Here is a 17,260-nt window from a genome sequence, read left to right as displayed (position 1 = left end):
GCAAGATTTAATGGAAAAATAATTATTGATTGTATTAGATGCGAACAAGAGTTCACTATTTCAAATTCAGAATGATTAACGCTTAATAAATTCTATAAATGCCAAAAATGTAAAAAATAAAGTGAAATGTTAAATATGATAAAAAAAATTTATTTAAACAAAAATTTAATTTCACAAGAAATAAATAATAAAACGCACATTTTAATAAACAAACAAAAAGATTGCGTTGTTTGAGATAAAAATGGTTTAGGTTTATCAAGTTATCAAAATTATTTTATTTTAGAAATTGATGAAAATAAAAATTATGTGGTTAATAGTAGTATCAATAATAAAAATGGTAATATTGTGGGAAAAAATTTAATTTTATCTTTTGAAAAATTAAAGCAAGAAAACAAAAAGCAGTTTAATTTGCAAAACAAAAATGATGCTAATAATGATTTACTAAATGAATATAACAATCATTATGATAACAAAACAACACAACGAAAATTAACATGAACAGAACTAAAACAATTACTAGAAAATTTAGAAAATATTGATAATCCCAATTATTGAGATAATGGTTTTTATTTAGGATACAACAAATATGAAAAAATTACTTAGTTTATTGGCGATATTTTCGTTATCGTGTGAAAGTACAATGCCATTGATTAGTTGTGGCAATATTGCAAATAACAAACCACACTTACCACCATCAAAAACAAAAAGACCAATAATCAAAGACATTTTTTACTATGAAAAATTAAAACAAGAAATTACAGCAGAAATAAAAGAATATGATGAAGCAATTAAAGAAATTGAAAATAGTAAAAATGATTATGAAAACGAAGAAGACTATCAAACAGAACTAAAACAAACACAAGCAGAAAAATTTATCAAAATATCTGAACTAAATAATTGTGAATATCAAATTTTACTATGTCAAAAAGAAAATGAGTTTACAGACGAACAAAAACAACAAGCAATTAAGTTATTAGAAAAACAAATAAACAACTTAAATAGTGCTTTAAATTTACTAAGTGAAATTAAAAATAGTGATTTTGATCAGAAAGATTTAGAAAAAATTAAAACAAAGATTAAAAATACAAAAATTATTTTAGATGAAATTAAAAACAATTAAGAAAGGAATTGGTAGTTAATTATGTTAAATTCTAATTTATTAAATAAAATTAATGTTAATGATGAATGATATACACAGGAATATGCGATTAAACCAATTTTAGAATTTTTAAAACCTAATAGCACTATTTTATGCCCTTTTGATAATATTGATAGTGAATTTGTCCGTGTTTTAAAAAGAAATGGACATAAAGTTTGAAATAGTCATATTGATGATGGAATTGATTTCTTTAATTACATTAGAAGTGATGTGGGTAGATATAATTATATTATTTCTAACCCTCCATTTAGTAAAAGAAAACAAGTAATAGAACATTTATTTATTTTAGGAAAACCATTTGCAATGTTAATGCCATTAGTAAGTATTGCATTAAAACCAATTAGAGAAAAAATAGATCAGTGTGAATTATTGGTGTTTGATAAAAGAATCAAGTTTATATCAAATAATGGAATAATTTGTAAAAATCCGCCAAGTGAGACAGCATATATTTGTCATAATCTTTTGCCTAAGCAAATTATTTATAGAGAATTAAAAGAGTGTTATTAAAATATGCTTAAAATAATTGAATTATTTGCGGGGATTGGAAGTCAAAGAAAAGCATTAGAAAAGATTGGAATTAACCATAAAGTAGTTGCATTTTGTGATAACGATAAATACGCTGAAAAATCATATCGAGCAATATTTAATGATTATGACACACCAAATTTAGGTGATATTACTAAACTAGAAACTTTACCGTATGCTGATTTAATAACTTGATCATTTCCATGCCAAGACATATCAAATGCCAATAATAATGGGCAAGGATTAAATGGCAAGCGAAGTGGTTTAGCGTACAAAGTTGTTGATTTAATAAGCACAATGCCAACAAAACCAAAATATCTTTTAATGGAAAATGTACCAAATTTATTAAGTAAAAAGTTTTTTGTCGGATTTCAAAATCTCCAAAATCAACTTAGTGAATTAGGATATTATAACCAATATTTTACAATGAATGCCAAGGATTATGGAATTCCCCAAAATCGGAAAAGATTGTTTATGATTTCAACATTAAAGCAAGATTTTAAATTTCAATATCCCCAACCTTGTAATTTAAAATTTTTGATAAAGGATATTTTAGAAAATAATATAAATGAAAAATATTTTATTAGACAAGAATCAATGAAAAAAGCAATTGAAAACAATAAACTTAAAATCATTCAACAATGTGCTTATACAATTACAACAAAACAAATGCGATGAGGAAATGCTGGAATTATTGCAATTCCAAATGATATAAAATTTAATGCTCGCGGCAAAACGGAAATAGACTTTAATTCTTATAAACAAGAAAGTAGAGTATATGATGCTAGTAATGAAAATATATATCTAGATACATTAACTATAAATTCAAAATCAGCAAAAATAGCAATTCCAATTAAAAATTATAGAAATTTTATTGTTTTGCCACGAACAAAAGACGGTTTACTAGTTAACGGTTCATATAATCGGTTTTGAAAAACAGAAAATAACCATATGGGAACAATCGCAGCAAGTAATGTCAATAAAATCATCGTTGATAACCATAAATTACAACAACAAGATAGTAGTAAAATACTATCTTTTTTAATTGATGAAAAAAAAATACTTTTTACGAGTATTAACTCCAAGAGAATGTTGATTATTAATGGGATTTAGAAATAAAGACTTTGATAAAGCACGAAAAGTTGTTTCAGAAACCCAACTTTATAAACAAGCTGGCAATAGTATTGTTGTTGATGTGTTAGAAAGAATTTTTACAGCAATGTTTCAAATAGAAAGGAAAAATTAAAGATGCAAAACAAGAGAAAAGTTTGATGAAAATGACTTTTATATCCTTTAACAATTATTATTGGAATTTTGTTGCTAGTAATTCCCCTATCTTATTTTTAATTGTCCTTGGAATTGATTGTGATTTTATGCTTGGTAATTTATTATTGCATTTATTTTGCCTGCCTTTTGAAAGGAAAGATAGCAATGGCTAAGAAAAACAATATTAAAAATTACTTTAATAATCAACAACAATACTATTAAAAAAAGAAAAATATTTATTATCAAAAAAGAAACAAATTTAACAAAAGCAAATTTTTAAAATAACAAAGGAGGAAGAAAATATGAAAGCAAATAACACAGTCGATTTAAGTGGAATAATTGATGTTGCCATAATGTGAACTAATATTGTTTTAGGAGTTATTCTAACATTGGAGGTTATATTTGCAGGTTGAAAATTAATTATTATTTTAATCTCAATTATGCGAAATGCTGATAATCCAGAGGCAAGAGCAAATGATCTAGGCGCTTTGAAATGACCAATTATAGTAATTATTGGAACGTTGGTAGTAATTGCGGTAATTAATGTTTTTCTGCAAGCTTATAAAGGATATAATCCCGCGATCGGTGGATAGTTTTATAGTTTATATAAAAACTAAAAAAGGAGGTGAATATATATGATAATGAATGCATTATATAGGTTAATATGATCGATTTTTGTACAAGGGCCATTACAATTAATTGGATCATTTAACAACGTATTAAATTATTTAACAGGTGGGGTTGTTGGCGATTTAATGTTTGGATCAAAGCAAGAGTTTAGTTTTCAAAATATCCCAACGGCATTCTGATATTTCGTTATTACGGCTCTGTGCTTATTTTCCTTAATTTTTACAATTACCATGATTAAAATTTTGTTTCAAGATGCCACCGAAGCAAAAACAAAATTTATTGTTGCCTTACAAAATGGTAGTAAAGCGTTTGTTTTTATCTTTTTAATTCCAATCTTTTTCTTTTTGGCAAATTTTGCAATTGCTAACATTGCCAAAATGATTACATCAGGATTTGGCGGCGAAAACGGAAATATTGCAAATTACCTATACAATATTGGAAACAAATATTGAGATGGAAGTGGTGATAATATACCAAGCAATTATGCGTATCCTGATAATATTGGTGATTTTAATATGATTGCCGAAGTTTTTGGGGTGTGATTTATGCTGTTTGCAATGTTTATGATTGGAATTGCTTTGGTGCAAAAAATAATTGAATTGTTTTTCTTATTTATTATTTCACCATGAGTAATGGTCGCGATGACCATTGACAATGGTAAAGGAGCATTTATTTGAAAAGATATGGTAATTGCGAAATTTCTAGCATCGACCGCTACTTTAACAGGATACTTTATATTTATGACCACAATTCAAACGATTTTAAGTACTAATTTAGCAGGTTTAGGTATTGAAGGATATGGTAAATCATTGTTTATTATTCTGATGATGTGTGGTGGCGGAATAGCGGTGATGGAATTTTCCAATGTTGTTGCCAACTTAATTGGTGAAGCAGCTGGTGTTCACGAAGGAATGAGTTCAATGCGATCAACTGTGGCCGGCGGAATGATGGCACTTGGTGCTGCTAAAATGGCAGGAAAAGCATTCGGATTTGCCAAAAGCAAAAGAGCGAAAAGAGCGATGGCAATGGGTGGTTCTGGAATGGGTGAAAAAACCATGAACGCGATGGGTTTTAGCGGTGATGATGATTGGGGTGATGGTGAAACATCAAGCAGTAAATCTCGCCAAGAAAAACCACTTGATTATCGCCATTTCTGACACGCCACCGAGGGAATGAGTTCGCGTGCTGGCATTACTGGTTTAGCAGGCTTTGGACTTGGGGTTGCAACCCTTGCAACAAGTAAACTAGTGGGGGCTGCTCGCGGAGGTGGAGCAAAAGGATTCTGAAAACAATTTGGAACCGGCATTGCCACACCATTTGTAGCAATTGGTAAAAAAATCAATCCACAACTAGTCAAAAGTGGTAATGAAACAAATCAAGGACACACAAAAAGACATACTTGTAATAAAACTGAATCTTTAAATAAAAAACTCGGGAAAGTGAGGGGTAATTTAAATGTTAAACCAATTACAAATCCACAAACTAAAAAAGAAATAAGATTAAACAAGAAAATTAGTATCAACGAAAACAACAATGATAATGGTTTTGTTTTTATTAATCCGCAAAACAAAATGCAACAAGAACATAATAAAAATATTAAGAAATCAGTAAATTATCAAACCAAACAAAAGAATTTTGAAACTAAGATTACAAATAAAATTGATAATTTTGGTGAAAAACAAAAGTATCTTAATAAAAAACAAGATATAAAAACCAATATCAAAGATTTAAATAAAACAAAAAATATAGCAAATAGAGTTAATATTCATAATTTCAAAAATGATTTAAAAAATGCGAAAAAAGACTTTAAATCAAAAACAAAAAACAAAAAATAGTTGCAGTCAAAAAACACCTGACAAATTTTATAAATAAGGTATAATGAAAGTAAAAAGGAGTGATAAACATGGGATTATGACGATTATTGGGTGGCGAAGTCAACTGAGAACGCGTTGCCAAAATGCAAAACAGAGAACAATTAAATGCTATTTTAAATTCGATTGTTGATGCTTTGGGTGGCGGTTCTAATAACGTTTCTTTATCAATTGACAGATTAAATGATGATGACAAAAATAATGTCATGTGAGTGTTAGAAAAGTTTGGACGAAATGTTCCAACAACCGCTAAATACCCATTTTTTAAACAAGTTGATGATGTTGGTAATTTACGAGATGCTAAATATAATCAACCAAGATGAGATCAAGCCTGAGAATGATACGATGCCTACAAAAGCGGAGCAATTCCTTTTCTCGAATATCGGATTAAGATTAGAGAAAAAGACTTAGTTCGTTATCCTGATGCATATTGGAAAAAAGAACTTGATAAATTAAAAAAGGAATTGGAACCATTAAAAAAACAAGAAGAACAAAAAAATCGATTGTTAGATTTGCAAGAACAAGCCACACATTATGGGGTTCCAACACGAGAAATTAAAGAAACAATTAAAGATAAAATATTTGATAAATCAAGTGTTGATGTAATTGTCCAAAAAATTACTAAATTAATTGAGACGGAAAAACATAATAATATAAACAATAATGATTTGACCCTTGAAAATGAAAATTTACTCTTGAAAAAAGAAATTTTAGAAATGGAACTAAAATTAAAAGACGCAAATAAAGAAAGATAAAATATGCAACATCTATCATATTTTATCTTTTATGATAGTATTAACTTACTAAACAGATAATGTTTAGGTTGTTATGAATTAAATTAAAAAGAAAATATCAACCTAGTAAAAAAGCATAATATTTCTACAATTAAGTAGATCAAACAATTCTAACAATTTTATATATTTGTGGAAATAAAGGCGAATAAAAAATAAGTTATTTTTTACAATTTAATAAAATAACAAAAAGAAAGGAAGTTATACAAAATGAAAAAACTTTTAAGTTTATTAAGTACAATAACAATAGCAAGTAGTGGAATATCAGGCATTGTTGCCAATAGTCCTTATCAAAAACAACAAATTAAATTAGAAAACATAAATTATAAAAGACAAAAACGAAACGATAACGAAAATAATAAAATAAATATAGCAAAAATTGTTATCCATTCCAAAGGTGGGATTCGTTGTCCAGGTATTGTTTTAAATAATAAACTTTATTTTTGTTCAATAGATAATAATATTTATGAGTATGATCCAGCAACAGAACAACAAAAAATTGTTATTACTACAGGCGGTGTTGTTACTTCTTCAGGGGTGGTGCTCAAAAACAAAGTGTATTTTGGTTCTCGTGATCATAACTTCTATGAATATGATCCAGCAACCAACCAACAAAAAATTGTTATTAAAACAAATGGGTGAATTGGTTCTTCTGGTATAGTTTTAAACAACAAATTATATGTTGGTTCATGAGATGGCAATGTTTATGAATATGATCCAGCAACAGAACAACAAAAAAATGTTATTAAAACAAATGGGTGAATTTTTTCTTCTGGTGTTATTTTAAATAATAAATTATATATTGGTTCGTATGATAATAATGTCTATGAATATGATCCAGCAACCAACCAACAAAAAATTGTTATTACATCAGATGAAAGATTTAGCGAATCTGGTGTAGTTTTAAACAATAAAGTTTATTTTGGTTCATTAAATTATAATTTTTATGAATATGATCCTACGACAGGACAACAAAAAATTATTATTAGAGCAAATTTTAATTTTTCTGATGGGGTTATTTTAAATAATAAATTATATGTTGGTTCATGAGATGGCAATGTGTATGAATATGATCCAATAACAGAACAACAAAAAATTGTTATTAGAGCAAATAATAAGATTAATGTTAAAGGTGTAATTTTAAACAACAAATTATATGTTGGTTCATGAGATGGCAATGTGTATGAATATGATCCAGCAACCAACCAACAAAAAATTGTTATTAAAACAAATGGGTGAATTGGTTCTTCTGGGGTGACTTTAAATAATAAAGTTTATTTTGGTTCATGAGATAATAATGTCTATGAATATAACCCCGCAACAGGACAACAAAAAATTATTATTAAAACAAATGGGTTAATTTATTCTCCGGGTGTAGTTTTTAATAATAAAATTTACTTTGGTTCTGATGATCATAATGTATATGAGTATAATGATTACTATTGAGATTTAGGACAAATTAATGTTAATTCTGATACCACAATTTTAAATGAATTAAATTTTTTAGATCCTTATTTAGATATATCAAAATTAGAAATTATTGACAAAACAAATAATTCAGCTACAATAAAAGCAAAAAATAATAACAATAAATATTTTGTTAAAAATAAAGTATATTATAGTGTTGATCAACAAAATAAAATCATTAATTTGAATGAATTAATTAAAAAAGCAACACTTTTTAAGTTTCGTGATGAAAATTCTAATTTAAAGTTTAAGCAAATAAATTATATTAATATTAATAATTTAAATTTTGAAAATGTTGAAGTTACAAGAGATTCAAAATTATTACATAAGACTAATTTTAAAGAGGTATGTTTTAAGAAAAAAGAACGTATAAACAATTCTCCTGTTAAAAAAATAGTAAAAATCCCCGCATGTAATTATAATCAAAAATCAAAATTTATGTTTCAAACTATAAAAGGAATAGGTAAATATGGGCAAGAAAATACAAAAAATGATTGGACTTTAAACATAGATGATGAAAATAAATTAATAAATTTTGTAAATATTAATTATAGAGATGAAATAATAACAAATATTTTATCAAATGATTTTGATTTATCAAAAACAAATAAACAAGAACGAGAAATGGTTTTAGTTTTTATTGATCATGAAGATGAAATTGAACTTGCTCCCCATGAAAAAGCAATAATTAAATATTCTGTTCGAGAAATTAACCTTGAAACTACATTAAATTTAAAACAAAAAATTAACGGAAATATTACTGCTACAGTCATTAATGTGGGTGGAGAAAATAAAAACTTTACAATATCAATCAAAGAAGCAATGCAAATATTACAAGAACATAGTTTATTGCCAGATGAAATTACTATCAATGAAGATAATAATATAACTTTTAATGGAAAAGCAAAAATTTCTTTGATACAAGAAGCAGAACCAAAATTAATTATTAATACTTCAATAGTTTAATTGTTTGTGAAAAATAAGCAGACTATTCAAACCAGTAATTAATTAAAATTACTGGTTTTTATTTTGTCAAAATAGAAAGGAAATACAAAAATGGATGAAAAAATTACTTAGTTTGTTGACGATATTTTCGTTATCCTTTACAAACACAATGACATTGCTTAGTTGTGATAATATTGCAAATAACAAACCATTTCTGCATTCGCTCAATACAGAAAATGAGTTAAAAGTTAATTTAAAAACCAATATTGATTTAGAAAAAAGATATTTGCCCCACCCTGTTTTAATTCAACAGCGAGGTTATAAAGGAACTTTCTTTAATCAATATAAGACAGATAATATCAAACATCTAACAAATGCTTTTTTAAGCAAAGCAGATAATAATTTAGCAATTAAATTTAAAAAAGAATTTAGTACTTTTAAACAACTACAAGGTTGTTTAAAATTAGAACAACAAAATTACTGACAAAATTTACTTAATAAGATTTGTCAAAAATATCAAGATAATTTAAAACAACTTATTTTATTGTTTTATAATTTTGTTGCTAATATTTGAAATAAAAAAAATATTAATGAAATTTTAAGGAAAATAGAAATTAAAAATGTGATTGATGGTGATAATAATGTCTTGGGACAAACAAATAATCACCAAACTATTTCTATAAACAAAAAGATTTTATCTTGTACATTTGAAAAAACAATAAATAATGAATGACACAAAGGACAATTTACAACCAATAACTTTTTTCATATTTTAATCCACGAATTAGGACATATCTTTTATTTTTATGATTGAGAAATATTTAAAATCAATCATATTTTTTATTTAAAGCAATTTTTAGCACAAAAAATTAATAACTTAAATAAATTTGCAGAACTAGACAAAGAAAAAGTGTTAAAGATACTTGCCAACAGTAATTATGGATTAAGTGATGATGATGAGTTATTGGCAGAGGGATTTGCATATTGGTTATTAACGAAACAAAACATGCAAACAAAAACATGAGAATTTTGAAACGAATACTTGACAAGTTATTTACCACAAATAAGAGATAAAAAAGAAAGGAAGTGTAAATGATGTTAAACAATATAATCGGAATGGTGGGAACCATTGCTGTAATTGGTTTGCTTGGTTGTTTATGAAAGTTTCTGGGTATTAAAGTGCAAAAAATGAAAAAACAAATTGAGTTAACGAAATACAAAAAAACTTGCCAAATAATATTTTATGTTAGTATAGGTTGTTTGGTGTTGTTTGTGTTAGTGATTGGGTTATGATTTGGTTTAATATATCCAACTTTGAAATAAAGTGGAAAAAGTATTCAAATTTTTAATATGTGTTTTTCGAATTGGCAAGTTTTTAACTGGGATATACTTTTTCGCAACAAATTCAATATATTTAATTAAAAATTACAATACGAGTGAATGATTAATTTGATTTGTTATTATGCTAGTTCATTTAATACTTTTTTATTTCATAGATTGCATCTTATATAAGATTAAAAGTTATATATAGTTTTTTAAAACAGAAAGGAGGTTATATGCTATGAAAAAAACTATATTGGTGCCATTGTTATTAACAGCTACAATCGGTATAAGTGAACCACTTATTTTTAAATCAACCATCAATGATAAATTTTTGATATCAAAGCAAGAACAAATTATCAGTAAAAATGCAAAGCAAAGTTTTAACCCTACAGCCCCAAGTTTTACAAAAAATATTAATTGAAATGATGATATTTATGTTGAAACTGATGGAACTTGGAGTGGTGCTTATACATAAAAAGTAGAATCACCATATTATTATATTAATATTTTAGATTATGCCAGCAATTGAAATGATTTTAAAAATAAGTATTCCCAGATTCAAATAGATTATGAAGGATATGTTGATCATAGTATGGCAGATATGATTGATTATAATGCTTATCACTATATAAATTTAAGTCAAATAAGTGCCAATGAAAAAACATCACGAATATTTAATTCTTATGCGGGTTATACACAAAACGAGGGGAAAGGATGAGTGGAGGTAAGATACCAATTAGAAAATAATCAAATTAAAATTGATTTTCTAGTTTATGCTTATGCCGGTAATGGATGAAATTCAATGAATACATGAGCTAAAACTTGATTAAAAGTTAATAGTTTGTTTTTTAATACTAGTTTTAGTTTTAGTGAGATGAAAGATAATTTAACAAAGGAACTAAATAAAGAACTTAGTTATTATTCTAATATTGATAATAACCCACAAAGCGCTAATAATTGAAACCAAATTAAAACAGAAATGGATAGAAAAATCAGAAAAGCACTAAATGATAATAATGATACACAGGGATGAATTGAATTTTTAAACCCAAATTATCAATTAGAAAAAAGGAACAATAATTATTATCTTAAAACAAGTTTTAATATTGAAAATTACCAAAATGGCAGTTCTAAAATATGAGAATTTAAAACACCTTTAAATTTTAATAGCGATTATAATATTGTTAATGCCAAAAATAGAATCGAAAACGAGTTAAAGCAAACAATCATTTATCAAAGTGATACATCAACCAATATTTTAGATAAAACTAATTGAAATGCAATTAAAACTATCTTAGATAATAAAATATTTAATGTTTTAAGCAAAAAAGGAAGCATAATTGAATGAAAAAAACTTATTAAACCAAATTACGCCTTAATAACAGAAAATAATAATTATTATCTTAAAACAAGTTTTAATATTTTTAATCATTTAACAGAACAATGAGAAAATTGAGTTTTTAAAACAAAACTCAATTTTTCATTAAGTGCGAAATATTGAAAAAGTAAAATTCAGGAACGGATTTTAATAACACCAGGAAAAATTAGTGATGAAAAGGGCATTGAAATGATTAATGATGTTGAAGAAGTTATCAATAATGGTGAGGGAAAGGAAAATAAATATAATAAAGGAATAATAAAATATCATACAACAACATTTTTTCAATATATTGAACCAAAAGAAAACAACAATGATCCTGATTATGATATCGTTAAAATAAATGGGGTTAATTTAAACGCTGTTAATGGTTTATACACATATACTTTTGATGATAAAGAAAAAGTTAATAAATATGAAATTGAAATTATCCACAGGCCAAACCCCAAAATTGATGGAGATATTGGAGGTAATTTTAAGTTAACCATTTTAATTGAAACAATTACCCCATCATTACAATTAAAATTAATGGGATGAGGGCCAAAGAATATTGACTATGAAAAACTAACAAATGAATTTATCAAAGACCCTAGCAATGAAAATAAATCAATCAAAAATCCTAATTATGATAAAGAAATTAATAAAGAAACAGGGACAAAAAAGCAATTAATCTGAATTCGACATCAATCTAACAGCCCCTTTCCATTAGATCCAATTGACAAAGATGGAAATTTAATAAAAACTAGTAATATTAATGATTATGATATCGGTTATTTAGCAGAAGCAAGTGCCGTCGGAGCTGGTTTTGAAAATTTTTACAATAATGACAACATTGAAAAAGTTATTCGTTATTTATCGAATGAAAAGTTAAATACTAAATTCGAAAATGGTTATCAATTAGAAAAAAACAAAACTAGTGATGTTAATACCAGTGCTGGTTGATTTCATTTTATCATTCAGCAAAAACGCTTTAATGATTTAAATGGGAATACTCAAACGCCATTTTATCAACACAAATTTATCTATGTTGATAAAAATAAAACTTCAAATTATCAGTATTTTTTAAATTCAGTTGATAATAAAAATGCGAGTGATTTTTGAAATACAACACAAGGAAGACATCTAAAAAATTACATGATTAACTATAAAAAGTGAAACACAGACAATGATTTAGCAAAATTAAATTATGAAGCAGTGTTATCATATTGACGAGACTATGTTTCTGATATTCGTAATCACTTAGCAGTCAATGAAAGTATCAATAATTTTAAGTCGCTAAATGATTTAAATATTAGTGCTTTAAAAATGAATGCCAAAGATATTAAAACTATTAGAGATAAAATTAATAAATATGTTTGACAAGAAATAAATAAAATCAGTTTATTAGCAATAATAAACAAAGATTATATTATTCAAATATATAAAAATCAGCAATGACAAAAATTAACTGATGATGATTTAAATGAACTAATAACTAATCAACAAGAACAAACAAAAGCAACAATGATAAGAATTAAAACACTAAATACATCAATGATACTAATTGGGGAAACAAACCAATTTAAAGTTATTAACAACTTAAATTATGATGAAAGTAAAGTCATTGATTTAAGTAAAATTAAGTATAAAAATCAAGAATATAATTTTAAAAATAAAACAAAAGATAATATTTTTAATAATTATATTATGGAATATATTAAACAAGGTTTTAAGATTAATAAATTAGATGAAATATTAGTACAAGATATTGATTATCAAATATCATTGCAAGGATTAAATGGTAAAAAAATTAACATTAATGATAATGAATTACAGGAATTTATGGAAAAAATCAAAGAAAATAAAGGTGCTGAGTTAAAAATTACTATTTATGCTTTGGATAATAGTTTAAAAGTGATTGGGAGTGGTTCATATAAATTAACAAACAACCCAACATCAGAAAATGCCCCCAATAAACCAAATGAAATTACCCCAACAGAGGGAATTATACCTAACATTTCCAATAAACCAATGGATCTCAATAATCCCGATGGAAATAATGGTAATGGAGAGAATAATAATCCAAATAAACCAGAAAAATCAAACAAACCAATAGACCCCAATCCTAATGAAAATAATGAAACAGGATGAAAAAAGTTTTTACGAAAACCAGTTAATTTATTTTTTATGACTTTGATTAGTTGTGGGATAGTTGGTGGATTTATAACTTGAATTATCATTAAAAATCAATTAAATAAAAAAATTGGGGGGGGAAAAAAAGAAAAAACAAAAAGGAAACAAAAAAACAATAAATAATATCTATTTATTCCCCTTTTATTTAATATCCTTATTACGCATTTTAAGGGGCAAATTAACAATTAAAATTATTTTATTATTAAAAATATTTATTATAAAAATAGTTTTTAAACCGGCATTTTAAATGTCGTTTTTAATTTAAAAGAAAGAGATGCAAAATATGAAAAATGTAATACCAAAAAAACTAAAAGATGCCAAATATCGTTTTTGACGCAATATAACAATAACAGATGTTTTAATAATTGCCGTTTGAGTTGGATTAACAATTATGTTTATATTTGGTTTTCAATGAAAACTATGAATAAAATTATTATCATCATCAATAATGATTTTAATTAGCTTACCACTAATTATTACAAATAAAAAAACTAATTTAAAAGGATGACAATGCTTATATTATAAAATAAATTACCTATTTAGTTGTAAGAAATATAGTAAAAACAAAACAAGTTTACTGGTGCCATATAATAAAGTTATTGGTAATAACCATATTACAACTCACGGAATTTTAAAAGGTACTTTAAAAAAGACGCTAATTGGAGCAATTCAAATAAAAGGATTTGACATTACTTTATTAAGCGGTGAAGAGCAAAGACTAAGATTACGAGATTTGCAAGATGTTTTTAAATTTGCTAATTTTCCAATAACTTTTTTAAAGTTGGAATTACCATTAAATTTTGATGATAACATTAAATATTTACAAAAACAAATTAAAAAAACGCAAATCCGTTATAAAAACAAAGAAATTAGTTTTAATCAATTTGTAAAAATTACAAAACAAATTAAAAATAATATTGCTTTTTTAAAAAAAGAATTAATTAAAATAAACGATGAAATAAAAACCGAAAAATGTTTTTTTATTTTTGTGTACGGAAATAGTCAACAAGATTTAAATGAAAAAATATTATTTTTAGAAGATAAATTATATAAAGGAAAAATTAATTGTAATATTTTATCTAATTACGAAATAACAAAAATCTTAAAATTAATGTGAAATCCATATAAAAAACCATTAAATAAAACAGATTTTAATAAAAATAAAGATAATTTAGCAAAATTATTGCAATTTAACTACCTAAATATTAAAAAAAATTATTTTATAGCAAATGATTTATATTATTCAATTAATACAATTCAGGACTATCCTTTATTTATTAACGATTTATGAGGGGCTTGTTTATTTTCAAATGAGCAAACTATTATTTGAAATATAAATCCTTTAAATTATGATGAAACAAAAAAAGCAATCAACAGTGCCATTCAAACAACCCAAACACGACAAGTAATGACAAAATCATATGTTAATACAAATGAAAATAACTATGAATTAGAAACATACTACCATTTAATTGATGAGGTTAATGGTGGTGGTGAATTATTAAAAAATGTTAATATTTTATTTTTAAATTATGGAACAAATAAAAAAACATTATTACAGGCACAAACACGATTAACAAAAGCATTAAAAGAAATGGATATTAAACCTAATCCATTGTGATATCAACAATTTAATGGTTTAAAAGGTTTTATACCCTATAACAATAAGGTCATAATAAAAAAATATGGTCGAGAAATGCCAACAAGCACCCTAGCAGCATCATTTCCATTTATTGATATTGGTTTACACGATAAACAAGGAATGTACTTAGGAACAAATAATATGGGGAATGTTGTGTTGTGAGATCAATTTAAAATTACGAGCAAAAGAACAAACCACAACATGTTTATTCTCGGTACAACAGGAATGGGAAAAACATATTTGTTAAAAAAAATAATAAATCATCATATCATGATGGGACGGAAAGTGATTGTTATTGACCCTGAACGAGAATACAAACCATTATGTGTTTATTATGATGGAAATTGAATTGACGCAGGAGATGCTTCGATAGGAAAAATAAACCCCCTACAAATTTTAGATAATAACTTTATTGATGAATTAGAAAATACCAATTCATCACCCCTATCAAATCATTTAAGATTTTTAGAGCAGTGATTCAAAACACTTTATCCTGATTTTAACGGGCGAGAAATTAATTTATTAACAAAATATTTGAAATTATTATATCACCAATTTAACATTACAAATAATAGCGATATTAACAAAATTAATAACAATGATTTTCCAATTATGAGTGATTTTTATGACTTATTAGAAAAAGAATATATTAATAATAAAAATCAACTTTTAAAAGAATTTATGGATTTAATAGCAACCGATTTTTTAAATGATGGAAAATATCAAGCACTTTGAAATGGACATACAACGATAAAATTTAAAAATAATTTTTTTGTTTATGATGTTTATAATTTGTTTGACTTAGACGACAAAAAAACAAACGCAGCACAATTAATTTTAATGCTAAATATTATCAAAAAAGAAGTAAAAGAAAATCGTTTCAAAGATGATAATGAAATAGTGATAATTGTTGATGAGGCTCATTTAGCAATCGATAAAGATAACCCAGTTGCTTTAAATTTTATGTACCAAATGACAAAAAGGATTCGCAAATATAATGGTGCTTTGGTTGTGGCAACACAAAACATCGCTGATTTTGTAGAAAATGAAACCGTTTTAAAGAAAACAACAGCAATTATTAATAATAGTCAATATTCGTTTATTATGGGGTTAAAACCTAACGACCTAGAAAAAGTGATTAATTTATATAAAAGTTATGGCGGATTAACATCAGCAGAACAAGATTATGTTGCTCGTAGTGTAAAAGGACAAGGGCTATTTTTTGTTTCAGGATTTGAAAGATATCGGATTGAAATCCAAGCAAACAAAAAAGAAAAAGCAGGATTTGGAAAAAAAGATAATTAAAATAATGCAAAAATAACTTAAAAAATGATTAAATTTAGTTATTTTTTTACATAATTTTAATAAAAAATAAAGAAAATGTTTATTTTTGTCTATTTTTTAAAAATAGCAAAGAAAACATTTTTTTATTTTAGAAAGGTGGTGGTGTTAATGATATTTAAGACAAATTTAGGAAAATTAATAAATGGTGATGCATTAGTTTTTATTAAAAGTTTAGAAAATGATAGCGTTGATTTAATATTAACTGATCCACCTTATTTATATAATTTGCCAAAAAGAAAAAACGAGCAAATAAATGATAAATAAATATATTAATGCTATCTATGATAATAATTTGCATAATTCATTTGATATAAATACTTATTTGGGTTTATAAAAATAATATGAATTTTGATTTTTATTTTTGAGAAAAAACAAATCCAATGCCAACTAACAATTTTATTTTTCAAGATAAAGAATATTGTATGATTATTTATTCTAAAAAACACCCAATTCCAAATTATCAAAATAATTATGAAAATAAAAAAACAATATTTAAAAACCCAATAGGTTCAGCTTATAAAAAAACAAAACACCCAACAGAAAAACCATTAAATATATTTGGCGATTTGATTAAAAAACATAGCAAAGAAAATGATTTAATTTTAGATTGTTTTTTAGGCAGTGGTACAACTGCGTATGCTTGTGAACAGTTAAACCGAAAATGACTAGGTTGTGAAATAAATAATAATTACTTTGCAATGATACAAAAGCGATTAAAGAAAATACAACTTAAATTTAGTTTTTAAA

General features: G+C 25.3%; 16 protein-coding genes. All 16 read left to right on the top strand.

Going from position 1 to position 17,260, the window contains the following annotated elements; translation table 4 throughout:
* Positions 1–135 precede the first annotated feature (135 nt).
* Complete coding sequence (locus AAHM88_RS05200; protein WP_342262464.1) at positions 136–603, top strand: hypothetical protein; 468 nt, start codon at positions 136–138, stop codon at positions 601–603.
* Positions 587–1,120: a hypothetical protein gene (locus AAHM88_RS05195; protein WP_342262463.1), complete on the top strand. Its 534-nt coding sequence runs from the start codon at positions 587–589 to the stop codon at positions 1,118–1,120. The genes AAHM88_RS05200 and AAHM88_RS05195 overlap by 17 nt, the downstream gene beginning before the upstream one ends.
* Before the next feature lie 21 nt (positions 1,121–1,141).
* Complete coding sequence (locus AAHM88_RS05190; RefSeq protein ID WP_342262462.1) at positions 1,142–1,666, top strand: hypothetical protein; 525 nt, start codon at positions 1,142–1,144, stop codon at positions 1,664–1,666.
* A gap of 3 nt (positions 1,667–1,669) precedes the next feature.
* Positions 1,670–2,797, top strand: coding sequence for a DNA (cytosine-5-)-methyltransferase (locus AAHM88_RS05185; protein ID WP_342262461.1), 1,128 nt, complete (start codon positions 1,670–1,672; stop codon positions 2,795–2,797).
* The gene (locus AAHM88_RS05180; RefSeq protein WP_342262460.1) at positions 2,787–2,930 is read left to right on the top strand and encodes a DNA cytosine methyltransferase; all 144 of its coding nucleotides are present in this window, start codon (positions 2,787–2,789) and stop codon (positions 2,928–2,930) included. Before AAHM88_RS05185 ends, AAHM88_RS05180 begins: the two co-directional genes overlap by 11 nt.
* 322 nt (positions 2,931–3,252) lie before the next feature.
* Positions 3,253–3,543 (top strand): Mbov_0395 family pilin-like conjugal transfer protein, encoded by a 291-nt coding sequence (locus AAHM88_RS05175; protein WP_342262459.1) that lies wholly within the window; start codon positions 3,253–3,255, stop codon positions 3,541–3,543.
* Between the two features lie 42 nt (positions 3,544–3,585).
* Entirely contained in the window at positions 3,586–5,415 is a 1,830-nt protein-coding gene (locus AAHM88_RS05170; protein WP_342262458.1) for an Mbov_0396 family ICE element transmembrane protein, read from the top strand.
* Between the two features lie 68 nt (positions 5,416–5,483).
* Positions 5,484–6,206, top strand: a complete 723-nt coding sequence (locus AAHM88_RS05165; protein ID WP_342262457.1) for a hypothetical protein — start codon at positions 5,484–5,486, stop codon at positions 6,204–6,206.
* A gap of 246 nt (positions 6,207–6,452) precedes the next feature.
* Positions 6,453–8,675, top strand: a complete 2,223-nt coding sequence (locus tag AAHM88_RS05160; protein ID WP_342262456.1) for a PQQ-binding-like beta-propeller repeat protein — start codon at positions 6,453–6,455, stop codon at positions 8,673–8,675.
* A gap of 94 nt (positions 8,676–8,769) precedes the next feature.
* Positions 8,770–9,756 (top strand): hypothetical protein, encoded by a 987-nt coding sequence (locus tag AAHM88_RS05155; protein ID WP_342262455.1) that lies wholly within the window; start codon positions 8,770–8,772, stop codon positions 9,754–9,756.
* Positions 9,747–9,977 carry a hypothetical protein gene (locus AAHM88_RS05150; protein WP_342262454.1) on the top strand — a complete coding sequence of 77 codons (231 nt, stop codon included), beginning with the start codon at positions 9,747–9,749 and terminating at the stop codon, positions 9,975–9,977. Before AAHM88_RS05155 ends, AAHM88_RS05150 begins: the two co-directional genes overlap by 10 nt.
* A gap of 238 nt (positions 9,978–10,215) precedes the next feature.
* A complete protein-coding gene (locus tag AAHM88_RS05145; protein ID WP_342262453.1) occupies positions 10,216–10,452 on the top strand; it encodes a hypothetical protein in 237 nt (78 codons plus the stop codon).
* Between the two features lie 117 nt (positions 10,453–10,569).
* Positions 10,570–13,650 carry an Mbov_0399 family ICE element protein gene (locus tag AAHM88_RS05140; protein ID WP_342262452.1) on the top strand — a complete coding sequence of 1,027 codons (3,081 nt, stop codon included), beginning with the start codon at positions 10,570–10,572 and terminating at the stop codon, positions 13,648–13,650.
* A 160-nt stretch (positions 13,651–13,810) separates the two neighbouring features.
* A complete protein-coding gene (locus AAHM88_RS05135; RefSeq protein ID WP_342262451.1) occupies positions 13,811–16,474 on the top strand; it encodes an Mbov_0397 family ICE element conjugal transfer ATPase in 2,664 nt (887 codons plus the stop codon).
* Positions 16,475–16,621: 147 nt separating this feature from the next.
* On the top strand, positions 16,622–16,777 hold the full coding sequence (locus tag AAHM88_RS05130) for a hypothetical protein (protein WP_342262450.1): 156 nt from the start codon (positions 16,622–16,624) through the stop codon (positions 16,775–16,777).
* 77 nt (positions 16,778–16,854) lie between these two features.
* Positions 16,855–17,259, top strand: coding sequence for a site-specific DNA-methyltransferase (locus AAHM88_RS05125; RefSeq protein ID WP_342262449.1), 405 nt, complete (start codon positions 16,855–16,857; stop codon positions 17,257–17,259).
* Position 17,260 lies beyond the last annotated feature (1 nt).

The sequence above is a fragment of the Spiroplasma endosymbiont of Dromius quadrimaculatus genome, assembly GCF_964031155.1.
GTDB lineage: Bacteria > Bacillota_I > Bacilli_A > Mycoplasmatales > Nriv7 > Nriv7.
The sequence above is the reverse complement of the archived record's forward strand: the minus strand, read 5'-3'. Positions and strand labels throughout refer to the sequence as shown.